Source organism: Silanimonas sp., from assembly GCF_027530345.1.
Taxonomy (GTDB): Bacteria; Pseudomonadota; Gammaproteobacteria; order Xanthomonadales; family Xanthomonadaceae; genus Silanimonas.
The window spans coordinates 33,019-51,583 of the sequence record NZ_JAPZQK010000044.1; the positions used below are offsets into that span (position 1 = coordinate 33,019).

Annotated in this window: 19 protein-coding genes and 1 tRNA gene; 11 read left to right on the plus strand and 9 right to left on the minus strand. The window is 69.5% G+C overall.

Going from position 1 to position 18,565, the window contains the following annotated elements; all coding sequences use genetic code 11:
• Nucleotides 1-14: 14 nt before the first annotated feature.
• The 6 genes from O9255_RS14065 to O9255_RS14090 all read left to right on the plus strand — a co-directional run bounded on the left by O9255_RS14065 (nt 15) and on the right by O9255_RS14090 (nt 8,529).
• Nucleotides 15-1,019, plus strand: coding sequence for a class I fructose-bisphosphate aldolase (locus O9255_RS14065; protein WP_297867499.1), 1,005 nt, complete (start codon nt 15-17; stop codon nt 1,017-1,019).
• Between the two features lie 267 nt (nt 1,020-1,286).
• Nucleotides 1,287-2,375, plus strand: coding sequence for an efflux RND transporter periplasmic adaptor subunit (locus O9255_RS14070; protein ID WP_297867500.1), 1,089 nt, complete (start codon nt 1,287-1,289; stop codon nt 2,373-2,375).
• A gap of 11 nt (nt 2,376-2,386) precedes the next feature.
• Nucleotides 2,387-5,554: an efflux RND transporter permease subunit gene (locus O9255_RS14075; protein ID WP_297867501.1), complete on the plus strand. Its 3,168-nt coding sequence runs from the start codon at nt 2,387-2,389 to the stop codon at nt 5,552-5,554.
• The gene (locus O9255_RS14080) at nt 5,551-6,387 is read left to right on the plus strand and encodes a TrmH family RNA methyltransferase (protein ID WP_297867502.1); all 837 of its coding nucleotides are present in this window, start codon (nt 5,551-5,553) and stop codon (nt 6,385-6,387) included. Before O9255_RS14075 ends, O9255_RS14080 begins: the two co-directional genes overlap by 4 nt.
• 52 nt (nt 6,388-6,439) lie before the next feature.
• Nucleotides 6,440-7,669: a hypothetical protein gene (locus O9255_RS14085; protein WP_297867503.1), complete on the plus strand. Its 1,230-nt coding sequence runs from the start codon at nt 6,440-6,442 to the stop codon at nt 7,667-7,669.
• Between the two features lie 8 nt (nt 7,670-7,677).
• Nucleotides 7,678-8,529 (plus strand): class I SAM-dependent methyltransferase, encoded by an 852-nt coding sequence (locus tag O9255_RS14090; protein ID WP_297867504.1) that lies wholly within the window; start codon nt 7,678-7,680, stop codon nt 8,527-8,529.
• 15 nt (nt 8,530-8,544) lie between these two features.
• On the opposite strand, the gene O9255_RS14095 is transcribed toward O9255_RS14090, so the two are convergent.
• The 4 genes from O9255_RS14095 to O9255_RS14110 all read right to left on the minus strand — a co-directional run bounded on the left by O9255_RS14095 (nt 8,545) and on the right by O9255_RS14110 (nt 11,560).
• On the minus strand, nt 8,545-10,056 hold the full coding sequence (locus tag O9255_RS14095; protein ID WP_297867505.1) for a M28 family peptidase: 1,512 nt from the start codon (nt 10,054-10,056) through the stop codon (nt 8,545-8,547).
• 71 nt (nt 10,057-10,127) lie between these two features.
• Entirely contained in the window at nt 10,128-10,541 is a 414-nt protein-coding gene (gene mscL / locus O9255_RS14100; protein WP_297867506.1) for a large-conductance mechanosensitive channel protein MscL, read from the minus strand.
• A gap of 72 nt (nt 10,542-10,613) precedes the next feature.
• The gene (locus O9255_RS14105; RefSeq protein ID WP_297867507.1) at nt 10,614-11,306 is read right to left on the minus strand and encodes a fumarylacetoacetate hydrolase family protein; all 693 of its coding nucleotides are present in this window, start codon (nt 11,304-11,306) and stop codon (nt 10,614-10,616) included.
• Complete coding sequence (locus O9255_RS14110; protein WP_297867508.1) at nt 11,303-11,560, minus strand: hypothetical protein; 258 nt, start codon at nt 11,558-11,560, stop codon at nt 11,303-11,305. Before O9255_RS14110 ends, O9255_RS14105 begins: the two co-directional genes overlap by 4 nt.
• 45 nt (nt 11,561-11,605) lie before the next feature.
• On the opposite strand from O9255_RS14110, the gene O9255_RS14115 reads away from it, so the two are divergent.
• Complete coding sequence (locus O9255_RS14115; protein ID WP_297867509.1) at nt 11,606-11,956, plus strand: Rieske (2Fe-2S) protein; 351 nt, start codon at nt 11,606-11,608, stop codon at nt 11,954-11,956.
• Here the strand turns inward: O9255_RS14115 and O9255_RS14120 are convergent.
• The 5 genes from O9255_RS14120 to thiS form a co-directional block, all read right to left on the minus strand.
• Nucleotides 11,910-12,416 (minus strand): hypothetical protein, encoded by a 507-nt coding sequence (locus O9255_RS14120; RefSeq protein WP_297867510.1) that lies wholly within the window; start codon nt 12,414-12,416, stop codon nt 11,910-11,912. The genes O9255_RS14115 and O9255_RS14120 overlap by 47 nt on opposite strands.
• Nucleotides 12,417-12,488: 72 nt before the next feature.
• A complete protein-coding gene (locus O9255_RS14125; RefSeq protein ID WP_297867511.1) occupies nt 12,489-14,342 on the minus strand; it encodes an SLC13 family permease in 1,854 nt (617 codons plus the stop codon).
• A 12-nt stretch (nt 14,343-14,354) separates the two neighbouring features.
• Complete coding sequence (trmB, locus tag O9255_RS14130; RefSeq protein WP_297867512.1) at nt 14,355-15,071, minus strand: tRNA (guanosine(46)-N7)-methyltransferase TrmB; 717 nt, start codon at nt 15,069-15,071, stop codon at nt 14,355-14,357.
• Nucleotides 15,072-15,076: 5 nt separating this feature from the next.
• Nucleotides 15,077-15,886 carry a thiazole synthase gene (locus O9255_RS14135; RefSeq protein WP_297867513.1) on the minus strand — a complete coding sequence of 270 codons (810 nt, stop codon included), beginning with the start codon at nt 15,884-15,886 and terminating at the stop codon, nt 15,077-15,079.
• A 17-nt stretch (nt 15,887-15,903) separates the two neighbouring features.
• A complete protein-coding gene (gene thiS / locus O9255_RS14140) occupies nt 15,904-16,104 on the minus strand; it encodes a sulfur carrier protein ThiS (protein ID WP_297867514.1) in 201 nt (66 codons plus the stop codon).
• Nucleotides 16,105-16,157: 53 nt separating this feature from the next.
• On the opposite strand from thiS, the gene O9255_RS14145 reads away from it, so the two are divergent.
• The 4 genes from O9255_RS14145 to O9255_RS14160 all read left to right on the plus strand — a co-directional run bounded on the left by O9255_RS14145 (nt 16,158) and on the right by O9255_RS14160 (nt 18,563).
• A tRNA-Gly gene (locus O9255_RS14145) sits at nt 16,158-16,231 on the plus strand.
• A gap of 20 nt (nt 16,232-16,251) precedes the next feature.
• Complete coding sequence (locus O9255_RS14150; protein ID WP_297867515.1) at nt 16,252-16,728, plus strand: RimK/LysX family protein; 477 nt, start codon at nt 16,252-16,254, stop codon at nt 16,726-16,728.
• Nucleotides 16,697-17,614, plus strand: coding sequence for a 30S ribosomal protein S6--L-glutamate ligase (rimK, locus tag O9255_RS14155; RefSeq protein ID WP_297867516.1), 918 nt, complete (start codon nt 16,697-16,699; stop codon nt 17,612-17,614). The genes O9255_RS14150 and rimK overlap by 32 nt, the downstream gene beginning before the upstream one ends.
• Before the next feature lie 262 nt (nt 17,615-17,876).
• Nucleotides 17,877-18,563 (plus strand): response regulator transcription factor, encoded by a 687-nt coding sequence (locus tag O9255_RS14160; RefSeq protein ID WP_297867517.1) that lies wholly within the window; start codon nt 17,877-17,879, stop codon nt 18,561-18,563.
• The last annotated feature ends 2 nt before the right edge of the window (nt 18,564-18,565 follow it).

The window sequence follows — 18,565 nt, forward strand, 5'->3', positions numbered from 1 at the left end:
CCGAGCCCCCGCTAATGAGCATCGAAGAACTCGCTGACATCGCCCAGGCCATGGTCGCCCCCGGCAAGGGCATCATCGCCATCGACGAATCCACCGCCACCATTGGCAAGCGATTCGACTCGGTCGGCATCGCCAACACGGAAGAGAACCGTCGCGCCTACCGCGAGATGCTGCTCACCACGCCGAACCTGTCCGACTACATCTCGGGCGCCATCCTGTTCGACGAGACCCTGCGCCAGAGCACCAAGGACGGCGTGCCGTTCGCCAAGGTGATGATGGACGCCGGCATCCTTCCGGGCATCAAGGTCGATACCGGCGCGAAGGCGCTGGCCGGCTGCCCGGGCGAGACCGTGACCGAAGGCCTCGACGGCCTGCGCGAGCGCCTGCAGGAGTACGCCAAGCTCGGCGCCAAGTTCGCCAAGTGGCGCGCCGTCATCTCGATCGGCGAGGACATCCCGACCGGCACCTGCATCGAGTCGAACGCCCACGCGCTGGCCCGCTACGCCGCCCTGTGCCAGGAAGCGGGCATCGTGCCGATGGTCGAGCCGGAAGTGCTGATCGACGGCGACCACGACATCGACACCTGCTACGACGTCACCGAAGCCGTGCTGCGCAGCCTGTTCTCGGCGCTCTACGAGCACAACGTGATGCTTGAGGGCACGATCCTGAAGGCCAGCATGGTCATCTCGGGCAAGGCTTGCGAAGAGCAGGCCGACGCCGAGGAAGTGGCCGCGCAGACCGTCCACTGCCTCAAGGCCACCGTGCCGGCCAACCTGCCGGGCATCGTGTTCCTCTCCGGCGGCCAGAGCGACGAGCAGGCCACTCGCCACCTCAATGAGATGAACCAGCTCGAGGGCAACCCCTGGCCGCTGAGCTTCAGCTACGGCCGCGCCATGCAGGCCGCCGCGCTGAAGATCTGGGGCAAGGATCCGGCGAACAACGTCGCGGAAGCCCAGAAGGTCGTCTACGCCCGCGCCAAGGAAAACGGCCTGGCTGCGCTGGGCGAGTGGGAAGGCTGATCGGCTCCCCAACCCTCCGCGGGCGGCATGACCGCCGCTTCGCATCAGGTTTCTGAGACGCCGGCCCTCGGGCCGGCGCCTTTGTTCGTGCCGCAACGCTGCGTCATTCGATCCGTCGCTGCATCCGCCTTTTTCCCACTGGCGAGTACGTTGCTGCAATGCACTGTTGCAGGAGAGCTACGGGCTTCGATGCGACCCTGACGCTTCTTCGTGCATTCTTCGCCCCCTGATGCCCCGTCGGCCCGGGCTGCAAACCAAGGAATGCGAATGAACCTGCGGTCCCCTCTTTTGATGATCGGCCTGCTCGGCCTCGTGGCCTGCGGCGGCAATGTCGGGGGCGGCCCTGGCGGCCCTGGCGGCCCGCCGGCGGTGGTGACGACGCAGCCCGCGGCCACGACGACCTGGACCGACCGACTCGATGCCATCGGCACGGCGCGCGCCAGCGAGTCGATCGCCATCACCTCGAAGCTCTCGGAGCGCGTCGAACGCGTTCGGTTCGAGAGTGGGCAGCGCGTGGAGGCGGGCCAGGTGCTCGTCGACCTCGACGTGGGGGGCGATGTGGCGGACCTCGATGCGGCGCGCACCGCCTACCGCGAAGCGCAGCGCCAGTACGACCGCCAGCGCCAGCTGGCCGAGCAGAAGCTCATCCCCACCAGCCAGCTCGACGCCCAGCGCGCCGCGCGCGATGCCGCGCAGGCCCAAGTGCAGCAGGCGATGGCGCGCGTCTCCGACCGCGCGATCGTGGCGCCGTTCGCCGGCGTGCTCGGCCTGCGGGAAGTCAGCACCGGCCAACTCCTCGGCCCGGGCACGACCATCACCACGCTCGACGCCATCGACACGATGCAGGTCGATTTCTCGGTGCCGGAAGTGCACCTCGCGAAGCTGAAGGACGGCCTCGTCGTCGAGGCGCGCAGCGACGCGTGGCGCGGCGAGGTGTTCTTCGGGCGCATCCTCAGCGTTGATTCGCGCATCGACATCGCGACGCGCTCGGTCATCGTCCGCGCCGCCGTCGACAACACCGACGGCAAGCTGCTGCCTGGCATGCTGCTCACCCTGTCGGTGCTTCAGACCGAGCGCGAGGCGCTGGTGGTGCCGGAAATCTCGGTGCAGCAGAACGGCAGCCTCAGTTTCGTCTATCGCGTCGATGCTGAGGGCGTTGCGCAGATGGCGCCGGTCAAGCTCGGCGCCCGCGAAGCCGGCCGCGTCGAGGTGCTGGAAGGCCTTGAAGCCGGTGACCGCGTGGTGGTCGACGGCACCGTAAAGCTGCGACCGGGCCAAAAGATCGTCGAGGCCGCCGTGGGCGGGACGGGCGACGGCCCGGCCGACACCGCCGGCGCGCCGCCGGCGCGCGGCTGAGGAGTCCGACCATGGTGCTCTCCGATCTTTCGATCCGCCGCCCGGTGTTGGCGACGGTGATGAGCCTGCTGCTGATCGTCATCGGACTGATCGCGTTCTCCCAGCTCACCCTGCGCGAGTTGCCCGACATCGACCCGCCGGTCGTCTCGGTGCAGGTCGACTACCCTGGCGCGTCCGCGGCGGTCGTCGAAAGCCGCATCACCCAGGTGCTCGAGGATGCGGTCGCCGGCATCGAAGGCGTCGACCTGATCGAGAGCTCGTCGCGCAACGGCCGCTCCGACGTCAGCCTCGAATTCACGCTGAGCCGTGACATCGAATCCGCCGCGAACGACGTGCGTGACGCCGTCAGCCGTGTCATCGACCGCCTCCCGGAAGAGGCCGACCCACCGCAGGTCGCGAAGGTTTCGGCCGACGCAGAGCCGATCATGTTCCTTTACGTCGCCTCGGCCGAGCGCGACATCCTCGGCCTGACCGACTATGCCGAGCGCTACCTGCTCGATCGCTTTTCCAGCATCTCCGGCGTGGCCAGCGCACGCCTTGGCGGCGGCCAGCGCTACGCGATGCGGGTGTGGCTGGACCGCACGGCCCTTGCGGCCCGCGGCTTGACCGTCAACGACGTCGAGAGTGCCCTGCGGCGGGAGAACGTCGAGCTGCCTGCCGGCCAACTGGAATCCTCGACCCGCGACTTCGTCCTGCGCATGTCGCGCGCCTACCAGACCCCCGAGGACTTTTCGGCCCTGGTGCTGGCCAATGGCCGCGAAGGCACCGTCGTTCGCCTCGGCGATGTCGCGCGCGTCGACCGCGAGGCCGCCGAACGCCGGGCGTGGTTCCGCGGAAACGGCGAGCCGCAGGTCGGCTTCCAGATCATCAAGACGTCGACCGCCAACTCGATCGACGTGGCCCGCGCCGTCCGCGCGGAGCTCGACGCGATCAGCGCGACGCTGCCGCCCGACATCTCGATGGGCGTCGCCTTCGACTCGACGCAGTTCATCGAGGTGTCGGTGTTCCAGGTGTGGAAGACGCTCGGCGAGGCCCTGGTGCTGGTGCTGATCGTGATCTGGCTGTTCCTCGGCAGCGTGCGCGCGGCCCTCGTCCCGGCCGTGACTCTGCCGGTCTGCCTCACTGCGGCCTTCATCGCATTGTGGGCCTTCGGCTTCTCGATCAACCTGCTCACCCTGCTGGCGATCGTGCTGTCGATCGGCCTCGTGGTCGACGACGCCATCGTGGTTCTGGAGAACTGCCAGCGCCGCGTCGACCTCGGCGAACCGCGACTTGTCGCCGCGCGCCGCGGAACGCGTCAGGTGGCCTTCGCGGTCATCGCGACGACCGCCGTGTTGGTCGCCGTCTTCGTCCCGGTCGCGTTCCTCGAAGGCAACAACGGACGCCTGTTCCGCGAACTGGCGGTCGCGCTGGCCGGTGCCATCGCGATTTCGGCCTTCGTCGCCCTCACCCTGACGCCGATGATGTGCTCGCTGCTGCTCGAGCCGCACCGCCCCGAGTCGGGCAGCTTCGCGGCGAAGGTCGATGGCGTGCTCGGTCGGATCACCGCCGCCTACAGGCGTTCACTGGAGCGGCATGTCGGGCGCACCGGGGTCTTTGCGGCGATTTCCGTCGGTGCGATGGTGCTCAGCGTCGTGCTGTTCCGCATCGTTCCCACCGAACTGGCGCCGCCGGAGGACCGCGGTTCGTTCTTCGTCTCGGTGGCCGGCCCCGAAGGCGCAGGTTTCGACTACACCGTGAAGCAGATGCAGCAGGTGGAAGCGATCCTGCTCGACAACGCCAAGGAGGACGGCGCGGTCCATCGTGTGATCGCCCGCGTGCCGGGCGGCTTCGGCGGCGGTCAGCAGGACATGCACACCGGCAATGCGATCGTGCTGATGAAGCTCTGGGACGAGCGCGACGTGACCACGAACGACGTGGTCAACGACCTCCGGGGCCAGTTGGCCGCGGTGCCGGGCGTCGTCGCGCGGCCGATCGCCCGCTCGGGCCTGACGCGTTCGCGCGGCGGCCAGCAGTTCCAGGTCGTCCTCGGCGGACCCGACTACGGCGAGCTGGCGCAGTGGCGCGACGCGCTCCTGAAGGAGATGGAGTCGAACCGGCAGATGTTCGGCGCCGACTCGGACTACAAGGAAACGCGCCCGCAGTTGCGCATCGACATCAATCGCGAACGCGCGGCGGCCCTGGGGGTCTCGGTGCAGGACGTGGGCCGCACGCTGGAGACGATGATGGGTTCGCGCCGCGTCGGCACCTACGTCGATGGCGGGGAGGAGTACGACGTCATCCTCCAGGCCGAGGCCGATGACCGTGCCACGCCACGGGATCTCGATGGCCTGTATGTCCGTTCCTCGGCTGGGCAGCTGATCCCGATGGCCTCGCTGGTGACCTTCCGCGAACTCGCCGAACCCGGCAGCCTGAATCGCTTCAACCGCCTGCGCGCCATCACCATCTCCGCCTCGCTCGCCCCTGGCTACACGCTGGGCGAAGCGACCGCCTGGGTGGAGGACGCCGCCGCCCGCGTGTTGCCGCCGAACGCCCAGCTCGGCTGGAAGGGCGAGGCGCGCGAGGCGCAGCAGAGCAGCGCGGCCATCCTGTTCGCTTTCGCGATGGCCTTGCTCATCGTCTACCTCGTGCTGGCGGCGCAATTCGAAAGCTTCGCGCACCCGTTCGTGATCATGCTCACCGTGCCGCTGGCGGTGCTCGGCGCGCTGTTCGGGCTCTGGAGCATGCACCTGCTGTCCTTGGCCGGGCTCTGGGGCCCCGGGGCGAGCATCAACCTGTTCAGCCAGATCGGCCTGATCATGCTGGTCGGCCTTGCGGCCAAGAACGGCATCCTCATCGTCGAGTTCGCGAACCAGCTGCGCGACGAGGGACGCAGCGTGCGCGACGCCGTGATCGAGGCTTCGTCGATCCGCCTGCGCCCGATCCTGATGACCTCGATCGCGACCGTCGCCGGTGCCTTGCCGCTGATGTTCGGTGGCGGTGCGGGCTCCGCGTCGCGCAACGCCATCGGCATCGTCATCGTGTTCGGCGTCGCGTTGTCGACCTTCCTCACGCTTTACGTGATCCCGGCGCTCTACCAGCGCGTGGCGCCCTGCACCAAGGCACCCGAAGCCCGTGGCCGTGAACTCGACCGCCTCGAAACCCTGCACGTCGACGTCGATGGCGAGGCCAAGGCATGAGCGGCCCGCCGCGCACGCCGTGGCCGGGTCGCCGTTCGCCACCCGGGCGGACGGAGCGTGCTGATCGCCCCGAGGAGGCCGCGCGCCCGCGTCCGCCGCGGAACGACGATGAGGTCCGGCTGTTCGGTTTGAACGCCGTGCGGGCCGCGTTCGCCGCGCGCCCCGGTGACCTTCGCAAGCTTTGGCTGCTCGCCGAGCGCATGGGCGAGATGCGCGACGTGATGGCGTGGTGCGTGGCGAATCGCCGCGGCTACACGGTGGTCGATGCCGACGAACTGGCCAAGGTCGCGGGCACGCAGCACCACGAGGGCGTGGTGATGGCGATGCGCCGCCCGGACGAACTTGGGCTTTCGGCCTTCTTGCGCGACCTGCCCGCCGGCCCCTGCCAGTTGCTGTGGCTCGACGGCGTGGGCAATCCGCACAACTTCGGCGCGATCCTGCGCTCGGCCGCGCATTTCGGCGTCGCCGCGGTGCTGCTGCCCAAGGACTCGCCGCTGGCCCTTTCCGGCGCCGCGGTGCGCGTGGCCGAAGGCGGCGCCGAGGCGGTGCCTCTGGTGCGGCTCGGGCGTAGCGACAACTCCGCCACGCAGCTTCAGGGCTTGGGCTTCCAGCTGCTGGCGACCGTGGTCCGCGGTGGCGACGATCTGTACGCCTTGCCGCTGCCGCCGCGCTGCGTGTGGGTGCTGGGTGCCGAAGGCGAAGGCCTGGACCTCGCTGTTGCGGCCGCCTGTTCACGCACGGTGGGCATTCCCGGCAGCGGCCGCGTGGAAAGCCTGAACGTGGCCTCGGCGACGTCCGTGCTGCTGGCCGAATGGTGCCGCCAGCGGCGTTGAGGCTTGGGCATACTGCGGGCCGTTCGCCGTCCACGGCCTTGGCCCCGCACCCATGACCGCCCTGATCCGCCTCGTCCTGCTGTGCCTGCTGCTCGCGTCGTCCCTCCATGCCGCCGAGCGCACGCGTTACGACATCGACTACCGGGTGGCCTTCGTGCCAGCGCAGGGCGTGGCCGACGTCGCGATGACGCACACCCCGGGTAGCGGCCGCACCACCCACCTCGAAGTGCGTTTCGACCCGTCGCGCTACTCGCAGGTGCGCGCCCAGGGCGGCATCTTGAGGAACACCGGCGACCGCTGGACCTGGGAGCCCGACCCGCGCCGTGCCTCGACGCTGCGCTGGCGCTACAAGGTGGACCACCAGCGCCGCGGCGGGGGCTATGACGCCCGCATGACGCGCGACTGGGTCATCGTCCGCGGCGACGACCTCGTCCCCTCGATGTCGGTGCGGACTACGGCCGGTTCCGATTCCTCGGCGCGTCTGTTCTTCGACCTGCCTCCGGGCTGGACCAATGTCGACACGCCCTTCGTGCACACGCGCGACCGCAAGGGCTTCGTGGTGGTGAATGCGGAGCGCCGCTTCGACCGTCCGGTGGGCTGGATGATCGCCGGCTCCGTCGGCACGCGACGCGAGTTCATCGACGGGATGGAGGTGAGCATCGCCGGCCCGGTGGGCGACCCCGTGCGCCGCAACGACGCGCTGGCCTTCCTCAACCTCGTCGCGCCGGAGATGCGCGCCGCGTTCGGCGACCTGCCGTCGAAGATCCTGATCGTCAGCGCCGGCGATCCGATGTGGCGTGGCGGTCTTTCCGGCCCGCGTTCGCTCTACCTGCATGCCGACCGTCCGCTCATCAGCGAGAACGGCACCTCCACGCTGGTGCATGAGCTTGTCCATCTCGTCACCCGCATCCGCGGCGTCGAGGGGGACGACTGGATCGCCGAAGGCAGCGCCGAGTTCTACTCGATCACCCTGCTCAATCGCGCGGGCCTGCTCAGCGACCAGCGCCGCGACCGCGCCTTCGAGTGGATGCAGAACCACGGCCGCAACGTCCGCACGCTGACCGGTGTGCGCAGCTGGGGCCCGCAGACCGCGCGCGCCGTCGGCCTGTTCCGTGAGCTCGACCGCGAGATCCGTCGAACGACGAACGATGAGAAATCGCTCGACGACGTCATGCACCAGCTTGTCGATGTCCGCGAGGTGTCGCGCGAAGACCTCGCGGCCGCGGTCGAGGACGTGATGGGCCGTTCGTCGCGCGTGCTCGACACGCCGCTGTTGCGCTGACACCGGGCATGGCCCCCTCGGTCGCCTTCGAGGCCTGGGACGGTTGGGGCGCGTGGCAGGCGACTCGGACCGCGGAGGACGAACGCTTCAACGAGGCCTACCGGACGCGCTTGGCCGCGGTGAGGAAGGCGCGCGAAGGGGGCTTCGAGGCGCGCTGCAGCGCCTGTGGTCGTGTCGGACGGTTCCGCATCGATCCGATGGTGAAGGTCGATGACGAAACCCATCGCGAAAGGCTCGTTTGCCCGAGCTGCCGGCTGCCCGGGCGGAATCGTGCCGCTCTGGCCGTCCTCGACCACGAGGGACTGGGGCTCGAGGCCGCCGTCTACGCGACGGAGCACGGCACGCCGCTGATTCCGCGTTTGCGCCAGCGAGCCCGGCACGTGGCAACCAGTGAGTTCCATCCCGAACGCCGTCCGCGGTTGCGACGCCTGCGCCAGTGGATCCGCCATGGCGCCGCGGCGCACGAGGACCTTCTCGCCCTGTCGTTTTGCAGCGCATCGTGGGATGCCGTGGTCTGCCTCGATGTGTTCGAACACATCCACGAGGTCGACGCGGCATTCGCCGAGTGCGCGCGCGTGCTGCGACCCGGTGGCGTATTGGTGGCGACTGCGCCATTCGACGAGAACACCGAGACCGACCGCCGCCTCGCGACGCTGCGCGAGGGCGATGTCCTCGAGTGGTCGGGCCCCGAGGAGTGGCACGCCGACCCGCTAGGCGGGCGGGTGCCGTGCTTCCATCGCTTCGGCTGGGCCGTGCTGGGCCGCCTGCGCGCGGCCGGCTTCCGCGAGGCGCAGCTGTGCCGCGTCGATGCGCCAGGTGAGGCCCTGTTCGGCCTCTGGGTGATCCGCGCGCGGCGCTGATGCCGCGCGCTTCATTCAGCGCGCGGCGCCATCCCGTCGCGCGTCCGCCGGCGGCGGCGTCGCCGGTTTCTGCGCTTCGCCGAAGTCCACCGTCGTTTCCGCGGCGAGGTAGGCGAAGGCCGCATAGGCCGCCACTTGCTGGTCCAGCGCCTTCGGGTCGATCTTGTCGAGCGTGTCGTCCGGCGTGTGGTGGTAGTCGAAGTAATCCGTGCCGTCCTGCGCCAGCTGCCCCCACGGCACGCCGAGCATCACCAGCGGCCCGACGTCAGGGCCCGGGCCGCCCACGCCGTATTCGGTGGCGATGCCGAGCGGTGCGAGTACGCGGCCGATCGCGTCGATCACTGGCTTCGCTTCCGGCGACGTGCTCGAACGCAGCGCGTAGATGCGCCCGGCGCCGAAGTCGCTTTCCGCCGCAATCTGGTAACGGGGCCAGTCGGCACCGACCTGCTTCGCGTGTTCGCGCGCGCCGAGCAGGCCGTTCTCTTCAGCAGCCCACGCAATCACGCGCACGCTGCGACGCGGCGCTTCCGGCAGCGAAGCGATCGCCGCGCCCGCGGCCATGGTGATCGCCACGCCGGCGCCGTCGTCGAGCGCGCCCGTGCCCTGGTCCCAGGAATCGAGGTGGCCGCCGATGACGACGAATTCCTCTGGTGTCTCGCGGCCGGTGACGTCGCCGATGACGTTCCAGCTCTGGCCGATGCCGGCGGTGACCGCCGCGAGGTCGAGGCGCACGCGCACGGTTTCGCCGCGCGCGATCAGGCGGCTGATCTGGTCGGCGTCAGGGCTGGAGAGCGCGGCGGCCGGGATCTTCGGCGCGTCCTCCGCATAGCGCATCTGGCCCGTGTGCGCGAAGCGCTGCGAGCTGGTGCCGATGGAGCGGATCAGGAGCGCCGAGGCACCCTTGCGCGCGGCGATGGCGGCACCACCACTGCGTGCGCCCACCGCCGGCCCGTAGCCGGAGCCGTCGCGAGCGCGGCCCATGCGGTAGGCGACGAAGGCGATCTTGCCCTCGAGGCTGCCGTCCGGCGCGGACTGCAGCGCGGCCAGGTCCGGGAAGGCCACGACCTCGGCTTCGAGCGGCGCACCGTTCGTGCCCACCGAGCCGCCGAGCGTGGTCACTTCGAGCGGCTGCGCATGCGCGCCGACGATCGCGCCGGATTCGTGCCCGCGCAGCCAGTAGGGGAAGCTCACCGGCTGGCGCCACACCTTGTCGAAGCCCAGCGCCTTCATCTTCGCTTCCGCCCAGGCGACGCCGCGGTGGTCGGCCTCGGTGCCGGCGAGGCGCGGGCCGATCGTGGTGGTGAGCTCATCGACGATGTCGAAGGCCGGGCTGCCGCCCAGCGCCGCATCGCGCAGCGTCTCCGCGGTGCGCAGGTCGTCGGCGTCGAGGCCGGTCGCGCCGTCGGCCTGCTGCGCGGCCACGGTGCCGGCGAGCGCCAGCGACAGCGCGAAGGCCAAAGGCAGCAGTGCGGCGCGCGGCGGGGGCGACGGGGACAGCGTGCGGCGGGCAAGCAGGGACTGGCGCATGGGCACTCCGGAAAAGGCGACGCCGGCACGGGGCCGGCGTCGAGGGTCGATCGGGCGAATCGATTCTGCCGTCAACGCGACTTCAGCGCATCGCGGATTTCGGTCAGCAGCTTCACTTCGTCGCTCGGCCCGGCGGGTTCCGGGGCCGGCGCCGGGGCGCGCAGGCGGTTGATTGCCTTGACCACCATGAAGATCGCAAAGGCGACGATGGTGAACTGCACGACCGAATTGATGAAAAGGCCGTAGTTGATGGCCACTTCCTTGATTTCCGGCGCCGTGGCGGTCGCCGCGATCGGCTCCACGAGCACCCACTTGAGTGCGGAGAAATCGACGCCGCCGATCAGCCAGCCGATGGGCGGCATGATCACGTCGCTGACGAGGCTGGAGACGATCTTGCCGAACGCGCCGCCGATCACGACGCCGACCGCGAGGTCGACGACGTTGCCGCGCATCGCGAATTCCTTGAACTCGGACACCATGCCCATGACGAATGCTCCGCAGGAGTGAAGGTGGGGCTGCCGGGGCAGCGGCTTGATGCTACGTCGGGGGGCGGCGGGTCAAACGATTTCGCCGCCCAGGTCCGCGATGCCTTCGAGCACCGCGCGATAGCGGTCGCCGGGATGCAGCGCGGCCACGCCGGCCGGCGTGCCCATGAAGAGGAGATCGCCCGCGCGCAGGCGGAACAGCGTCGAGAGGTGCACCAGCACATCGTCCACGCCAAAGATCATCTCGCCCAGCGTCGAGGCCTGGCGGCGCTCGCCGTTGATCTCGAGCCACAGGGCGGTGTCCGGCGCGGGATGGCCGATGTCGTCCACGTGGCGCAGCGCCGAGACCGGCGCGGAGGCGTCGAAGCCCTTCGAGACATCCCAGGGCAGGCGCTTGTCCTTGGCGATGGCCTGCAGGTCGCGGCGCGTCAGGTCGAGCCCCACGCCGTAGCCGCAGACGAGCCCAAGGCCTTGGCCGGGCGCCAACGGGCCGTCGGCGTCGCGGCCCAGGGCCACCACCATTTCGACCTCGTGGTGCAGGTCTTGGGTGCCGGACGGAAAGGGCAGGCGCGGGTGCAGGTGCACCGCGTCGGCGGGCTTCATGAAGATCACCGGCGTGCCGCGCTCCACCGGGGCGCCCATTTCCTTGGCGTGGTCGGCGAAGTTGCGACCGACGCAGTAGATCCGGTGGACGGGGAAATCCTGGTCGCGCCCGGCGAAGGGGACGCGCGGCACCGGCGGTGCCGGGAACAGGTCGGCCCTCATCGGGCCTGCGGCACGGCGCGCGGGGCGACCACGCGGTACTCGGCCTCGAGCACGTCGCCCGGGGCCTTGGCCTTGCGGGCGCGCATCAGGCGCTGGGCGGCACGGAAGGCCAGCATGCCGAGGCCGACGAAAACGCCGCCCACCAGCAGGACGAGCAGGAAGGCCACGCCCAGCAGGGCGAAGCCGATGCGCAGCAGCGGGTTGCGGGGACGCGTGGGACGGAGGCGGTGCAATCGAGCGAAAATTCCGGGCATGTCCGAAATGCGACACTGGGCGGGGCGCCGAGTATGGAGGCAGGGATGGGTCAGGACGTAAGCGAAGCGTTAATCGAGCCGGCGACGGTGCCGGAAGGCGTCCTGGTGTCCTTGGAGCTCGAGATCGGCGGGGAGCCCGTGTCCGCGCTGGCGCTGCGTCGCGGCGAGGCTTTGCAGGTCTGGCACAACGTCTGCCCGCATGCCGGCCGGCGGCTCGACTATGCGCCCGGGAAATTCCTGATGCACGGCGGACGGCTGGTCTGTGCCGCCCACGGGGCCCAGTTCTCGCTGGACGACGGAGCCTGCGTCGACGGCCCGGGACGCGGCGGGCGACTGGCTCCGCTTGAGGTCAGTCCTGCGGCGAACGGTTGGAAGGTGCGTCAGGCGGCGTCATGAAGGCCTCCAGCCGGCTGTGCTGGGCCAGCCAGATCAATCCGCCGTAGAGCAGGGCGCAGACACTGAGGAACACCAGGGCCGGCACCACGTTGCCGAGCAGGGTGTCCATCGCTTCTTCCAGTTCCACCGGGATCAGCCCGGAGACCAGCATGGCCACGACGCCGACGCTGGCGGCCAAGGAGATGCCCATGCCGGCCCAGCGATAGCGATGGCGCGTGGTTTCGCGCAGCAGCGAGCGGCTGAGCAGGGCGAGGACGATGAACGGCGCCAGCAGGGCGGCCTCCATCAGCATCAGCTTCAGCCCATAGATCGCGGCATGAGGGCCCAATGTCGGGCCGGCGATGAGGTGGCGCAGGTCGTCCCCGGCGTTCGCCAGAAGCAGCACGCTGGCTGCGGCGGCGCCACCGCCCAGGAGCAGCACTTCGGCACGTCGCAATCGATCGCTGAGCTTGCGCACCACGGCCGCCCTCCGGTCTGACGACTTCACGTCGGTTTCACGACCATATCATGGAGAACGCCCGCGTCGTTACCTTCAGGACAACACGGGGATGAGCAGGTTCACGGCCCCGACCGTGATCAGCAGGTAGGCGAGCATCAGGGGCAGGCCGGTGCGCAGGTAGTCGCGGGCCGTGTAGCCGGCGGGGCCGGCCACCATCGCCAGCACCGGGTTGGACGCGGACAGGAAGTTGTTCGAGGCTGACAGGGCGGCGATCAGGGCGAAGGCGGCCGGGTTGCCGTTGGCTGCGAGGGCCAGGTTGATGGCCATCGGCACCATGATGACGGTGGCGCCGACATTGCCCACGACCAGGCCGAACAGGGCGGTCAGCAGGCCCAGCGCCAACTCCAGCGCCCACACCGGGGTGCCCTCGCCGAGCCGCGCCAGCGTGTGTTGCGCGATCCAGTTCGCGGCGCCGGTCGAGTCCATGGCCCAACCCAGCGGGATCAGGCAGGCCATCAGGAACACGGTCTTCCAGCTGATCGCCTGGTAGGCCTCGTCCATGTCGAGCACGCCGGTGACGAGCAGCGCGGCGGCGCCCGCCATCAGCGCGAGCGGCACGGGCACCAGGGTGCTGAAGGCGAAGAACATCGTGGTGATGAAGATGCCCACCGCCCACCACAGCTTGTGGGGCCGCTGCTCGGCCGTGGGGTAGTCGGTGACGACGACGAAATCCCGCGACTCCGCGGCCTGGGCGAGGTCGGTCCAGACGCTGTGGAACACCAGCAGGTCGCCGGCGCGCAGCGGGATGCGGCGGATGTCCTCCCGCCACACCTGGTTTTCGCGGTTGATGGCGAGCAGGCTGATGCCCGCGCGCTTGCGCAGGCGCAGCTCGTCCGGACGGCGTCCCACGAAGGTGGACGTGGGGGGGATCACGGCCTCGGAGATGCCGGCACGCGCGGGGTTGAACAGGTCGGCGAAATGCCGGAGACGGTGCGAGACGCGCAACAGATTCTTCTGCGCATAGTCGTGGATGGCCTGTTTGTCGCCCATCACGCCGATGACGCTGCCCACCCACAGGCGTTCGTCGGCCGGCGGGGCGAGGCGCGTTTCGTTGCCGGTGACCAGCGCGAGGAAGAGCGGCGCGTCGCGCTGCTGTTCGGCGTCGCCGACCGACATTCCGACCAGTGGGCTGTCGGCGGTGAGCGTCAGTTCGTACAGCTCGCCGGCGATGCCGTAGGTCTGCGCGAAATAGCTGTCGGTTCGTGCGGGCGCGACGCCCTTCAGTGCGTCATCCGGCAGCCAGCGTTTCGCACCGAAATGCCAGTAGGCGAGGGCGGTTGCCACCAGCAACAGGCCGATCGGCAAGGGCGCGAACATCGGCAGCGGGTCGAGTGCGGCGACGCCCGGCGGCAGGTTGCGGTTGGCGGAAGCCAAAAGGTCGTTGAGCAGGATCAGCGGCGAGTTGCCGACCATCGTCAGCGTGCCGCCCATGATCACCGCTGCGGCGATTGGCAGCAGCATCCGCGACAGCGCGATGCCGGTGCGGCCGGCGAGCCGCGACGCCACCGGCAGCATGAGCGCGGTCACGGCGGGGTTCTGCATGAAGGCCGAGAGCAGGGCCGCGAAGCCCGAGCCCAGCAGTAGCAGTCGGGATTCCATCCCTTTCGACCAGCGCAGCAGGTTGACCGCCACGCGATTCAGCACGCCGGTGCGGTCGAGGCCGGCGCCGAGCACCATGGTGGCCATCAGGCTGATCACCGCGTTGCCCGAGAATCCGTCGAACAGGCGGCTGGCCGGCACGATGCCGAAGAGACCGAGGGCCACCAGCACCACGAGGGCCGTCGCGTCGGCGCGGATGCGCTCGAGCATGAACATCGCCATGGTGAACCCGACCAAGCCCAGCACGACGACCATGTCGGTGCTCAGGGCGAGGGCGGAGTTCTCCATGCGTTGCCGTCCTCAGCCGATGCGCTCGAAGAGCAGGTCCCAGACGCCGTGCCCGAGCTTCAGGCCGCGGGTCTCGAAGTGCGTCTGCCGCCGCCATTGCGGGCGCTCGATCGTGCTGCCGACCCCTGCTCGGTTGCGCAGCGCCGGTTCCGCCCCGCAGACCTCGAGCATCTGGTGGGCGTAGTCCTCCCAGTCGGTCGCGAGGTGCAGCAGGCCGCCGGGCTTCAACTTGCGCGCCAGCAGCGCGACGAACTCCGGCTGTACGAGGCGCCGCTTGTGGTGGCGCTTCTTGTGCCAGGGGTCGGGGAAGTAGATGCGGACTTCGTCGAGGCTGCCGTCGGCGACTTCGTGGTGCAGCACTTCCACGGCGTCGTGGCAGTAGGCCTTGAGGTTGGTCACGCCGAGCTCCGCCGCGCCCTGCAGCAGGCGGCCGACCCCGGGCGCGTGCACTTCGAGGCCGACGAGGTTCTTCGCCGGCTCGTTCTGCGCGGCGAACAGCAGCTGCTCGCCGTTGCCGAAACCGATCTCCAGCACCAGCGGCGCCGCGCGCCCGAAAGCGGCGTCGAAATCGCGCACGGTGCCGATGTAGTCGAGCCCGAAGCGCGGCCACTGGTCTTCCAACGCGCGCTCCTGGCCCTGGGTGAGCCGGCCCTGGCGCAGCACGAAGCTGCGCACCTGGCGCTGCCCCGGCACTTCGGTGAACGGCTTCTTGAGCGTCTTCGGCTCCACGGCGATCAGAAGAACAGGCCGTCGGTGGGCGAGGAGGCCGAGGCGTAGCGCTTGCGCGGGATGCGGCCGGCGAGGAAGGCCTCGCGGCCGGCTTCGACGGCTTTGCGCATCGCCGAGGCCATCAGCACGGGGTCGCGCGCTCCGGCGATCGCGGTGTTCATCAGCACGCCGTCGCAACCCAGCTCCATCGCCACGGCCGCATCCGAAGCCGTACCCACGCCGGCATCGACGAGGATCGGTACCTTCGCGTTGTCGACGATCTCGAGCAGGCTCCACTTGTTCTGGATGCCCAATCCCGAGCCGATCGGCGCGGCCAGCGGCATCACCGCGACGCAGCCGATCTCCTCGAGGCGCTTGGCCTGGATCGGATCGTCGGTGCAGTACACCATCACGTCGAAGCCGTCGGCGACGAGGATCTCGGCGGCCTTCAGCGTCTCCGGCATGTGCGGGTACAGCGTCTTCGGGTCGCCCAGCACCTCGAGCTTCACCAGCTTGTGGCCGTCGAGCAGTTCGCGGGCGAGGCGGCAGGTGCGCACCGCGTCGTCGGCGCTGTAGCAACCGGCGGTGTTCGGCAGGATCGTGTAGCGGTCCGGCGGCAGCACGTCGAGCAAGTTCGGCTCGTTGGCGTTCTGCCCGATGTTCGTGCGGCGGATCGCGACGGTGACGATCTCGGCGCCGGCGGCCTCGGTGGCGCGGCGGGTCTCGTCGAGGTCGGTGAACTTGCCCGTGCCGGTGAGCAGGCGCGAGCGGTAGGTCGTGCCGGCGATGACCAACGGGTCGTCGCGGCGGGCGGCGTGCGGGGCGGGGGTCGTCATCGCGCCATTATGGCGCGTCAACCGCCGCCGAGGGCGTGCACGATCTCGATGCGGTCGCCGTCGTTGAGCCGGTGTTCGGCGTGGCGGCCGCGGGGGACGATGGCGCTGTTGACCTCGACCGCAACGCGGCGGCCCGCGAGGCCGGCCTGCTCCAGCAGCGCTGCGAGCGTCATGGCCGGATCGACCGTGCGGGATTCGCCGTTGAGATGGATCTGCATCGATGGGCCTGCGTTGCAGTGCGAGCGCGCCAGTGCCCATAATCGGCTCCGTCGCGGGTGTCGTCTAATGGTAAGACAACAGCTTCCCAAGCTGTGAACGTGGGTTCGATTCCCATCACCCGCTCCACCTCGCCCCCGAACCCGCCCATGCCCGATCCTGCGACCTCCGTGGTGCTCGGCTGGCGCGAATGGCTCGCCCTTCCCGACCTTGGCATCCGCGCGATCCGCGCGAAGGTGGACACCGGGGCGCGCAGCTCGGCCCTGCATGTCGATGCCATCGAGACGGCCTTCCGCGGCGATGTCGAATGGGTGCGCTTCCACCTCGGCAGCGATGGCGTGTTCGACTCCGCCCTCGACGGTGAATGGGCTGAAGCGCCCGTGCTCGATCGCCGGATGGTCACCGACTCCGGTGGCCACCGCACCGAACGCATCTTCATCCACACCACGCTGCACCTCGCGGGCGAGGCGTGGCCGATCGAAATCAACCTGTCGCAGCGGCGGAACATGCTGTTCCCGATGCTGCTGGGCCGTACCGCGATGGCGGGACGCTTCCTCGTCGATCCGCAGCGCTCCTTCGTCCTGGGTGAACCCGATGCCGACCAAGATCGCCCTCCTGTCGCGTAATCCCGCGCTGTACTCCACGCAGCGGCTGGTCGAAGCCGCCCGCGAGCGTGGCTGCACAGTGCGTGTGCTCGACCCGCTGCGCTGCGCGCTGCGCGTGGCGCCCGGCGCCTTCGAGGTGCGCTACAAGGGCGCCGTGCTGCCGAAGTTCGACGCGGTCATCCCGCGCATCGGCCACTCGGTGACGTTCCATGGCACGGCGGTACTGCGCCAGTTCGAACTGATGGGCGTGGCCACGCCGAGCAGCGCCGACGCCATCCTTCGTGCGCGCGACAAGCTGCGCTGCCACCAGACCCTTGCCGCCGTGGGCATCGACCTGCCGGTGACCGCCTTCGGCGACAGCCCCGACGACACGTCGGCGCTGCTCGACATGGTCGGCCCGGCGCCGCATGTGGTGAAGCTCAACGAAGGCACGCAGGGCAGCGGCGTGGTGCTGGCGCAGAACGAGTCGGCGTCGCGCAGTGTCATCGAAGCCTTCCGCGGCCTCTACGCGAGCTTCCTCGTGCAGGAGTTCATCGGCGAGGCGAAAGGCGCCGACCTGCGCTGCTTCGTGGTGGGCGACCGGGTGGTGGCCGCCATGCAGCGCCACGCCGCCCCGGGGGACTTCCGGGCCAACCTGCACCGCGGCGGCAAGGCGGCCCTGGTGCGCCTCACCGAGGCGGAGGAAACCGTCGCCGTGAAGGCCGCCCAGCACCTTGGACTGGGTGTGGCTGGCGTCGATCTGCTGCGATCACGCCGCGGTCCGCTGCTATTGGAGGTGAACTCGTCTCCGGGGCTGGAGGGGATCGAGGCGGCCTCCGGCGTCGATATCGGGGGTGCCATCCTCGACCACGTGCTGTCGCTGGTGCCGATGAGAACGAACCGGCGGCGAGCAGTTCGAAAAACTTAACCCTTCGTGGCCAGCGGATTAACGGACACTTAACCTTGCCGGGCCTAGGCTTATCCCCGACCGTCACTCCCGTCAGCGCCCAGGCGCTTGAGGCGGATTACGGTAATCGGGGCAGTAGCTTGTTTGGCCCGTGCCGGCACATGACCTGTGCCGGCCGGGCCTTTCTTTTTGCCTGCAACTTGGGCCCTACTGTCGCCAAACTCAGCCGTTCTTCAGTCAACTGCTGATATTCCTCCGTAGTCATCCGTCGTAGGACATTCCCGTGCGCGTACTCGTCATCGAAGACAACCGCGACATCGCCTCGAACCTCGGCGACTACCTCGAGGACCGCGGCCACACCGTCGACTTCGCCGCTGATGGCGTCACCGGCCTGCACCTCGCCGTGGTCAACGACTTCGACGCGCTGGTGCTCGACCTCAACCTGCCGGGCATGGACGGCCTCGAGCTCTGCCGCCGTCTCCGCCAGGACGCGCGCAAGCAGACGCCGGTGCTGATGCTCACCGCGCGCGACTCGCTCGACCACAAGCTCACCGGTTTCGACGCCGGCGCCGACGACTACCTCGTCAAGCCCTTCGCGCTGCAGGAAGTCGAAGCCCGACTGCAGGTGCTCGCGCGCCGCGGCAAGGCCGCGCAGCCGCGCGTGCTGCACGTGGCCGACCTCGAGTTCAATCTCGACACGCTGGAAGTTCGCCGCCAGGGCAAGCTGCTGCAGCTCAACCCGACGGCACTGAAGATCCTGCAGGGCCTGATGGAAGCGTCCCCGGCGGTCGTGCCGCGCCAGGACCTCGAAACCCGCGTCTGGGGCGAGGAGTTGCCGGATTCCGACTCGCTGCGCGTGCACATCCACGGGTTGCGCGCGGCCATCGACAAGCCTTTCGACAAGCCGCTGATCCAGACGCGCCACGGTATCGGCTACCGCATCGCCGACCCGGAAGCGGCGGCGGGCTGAGC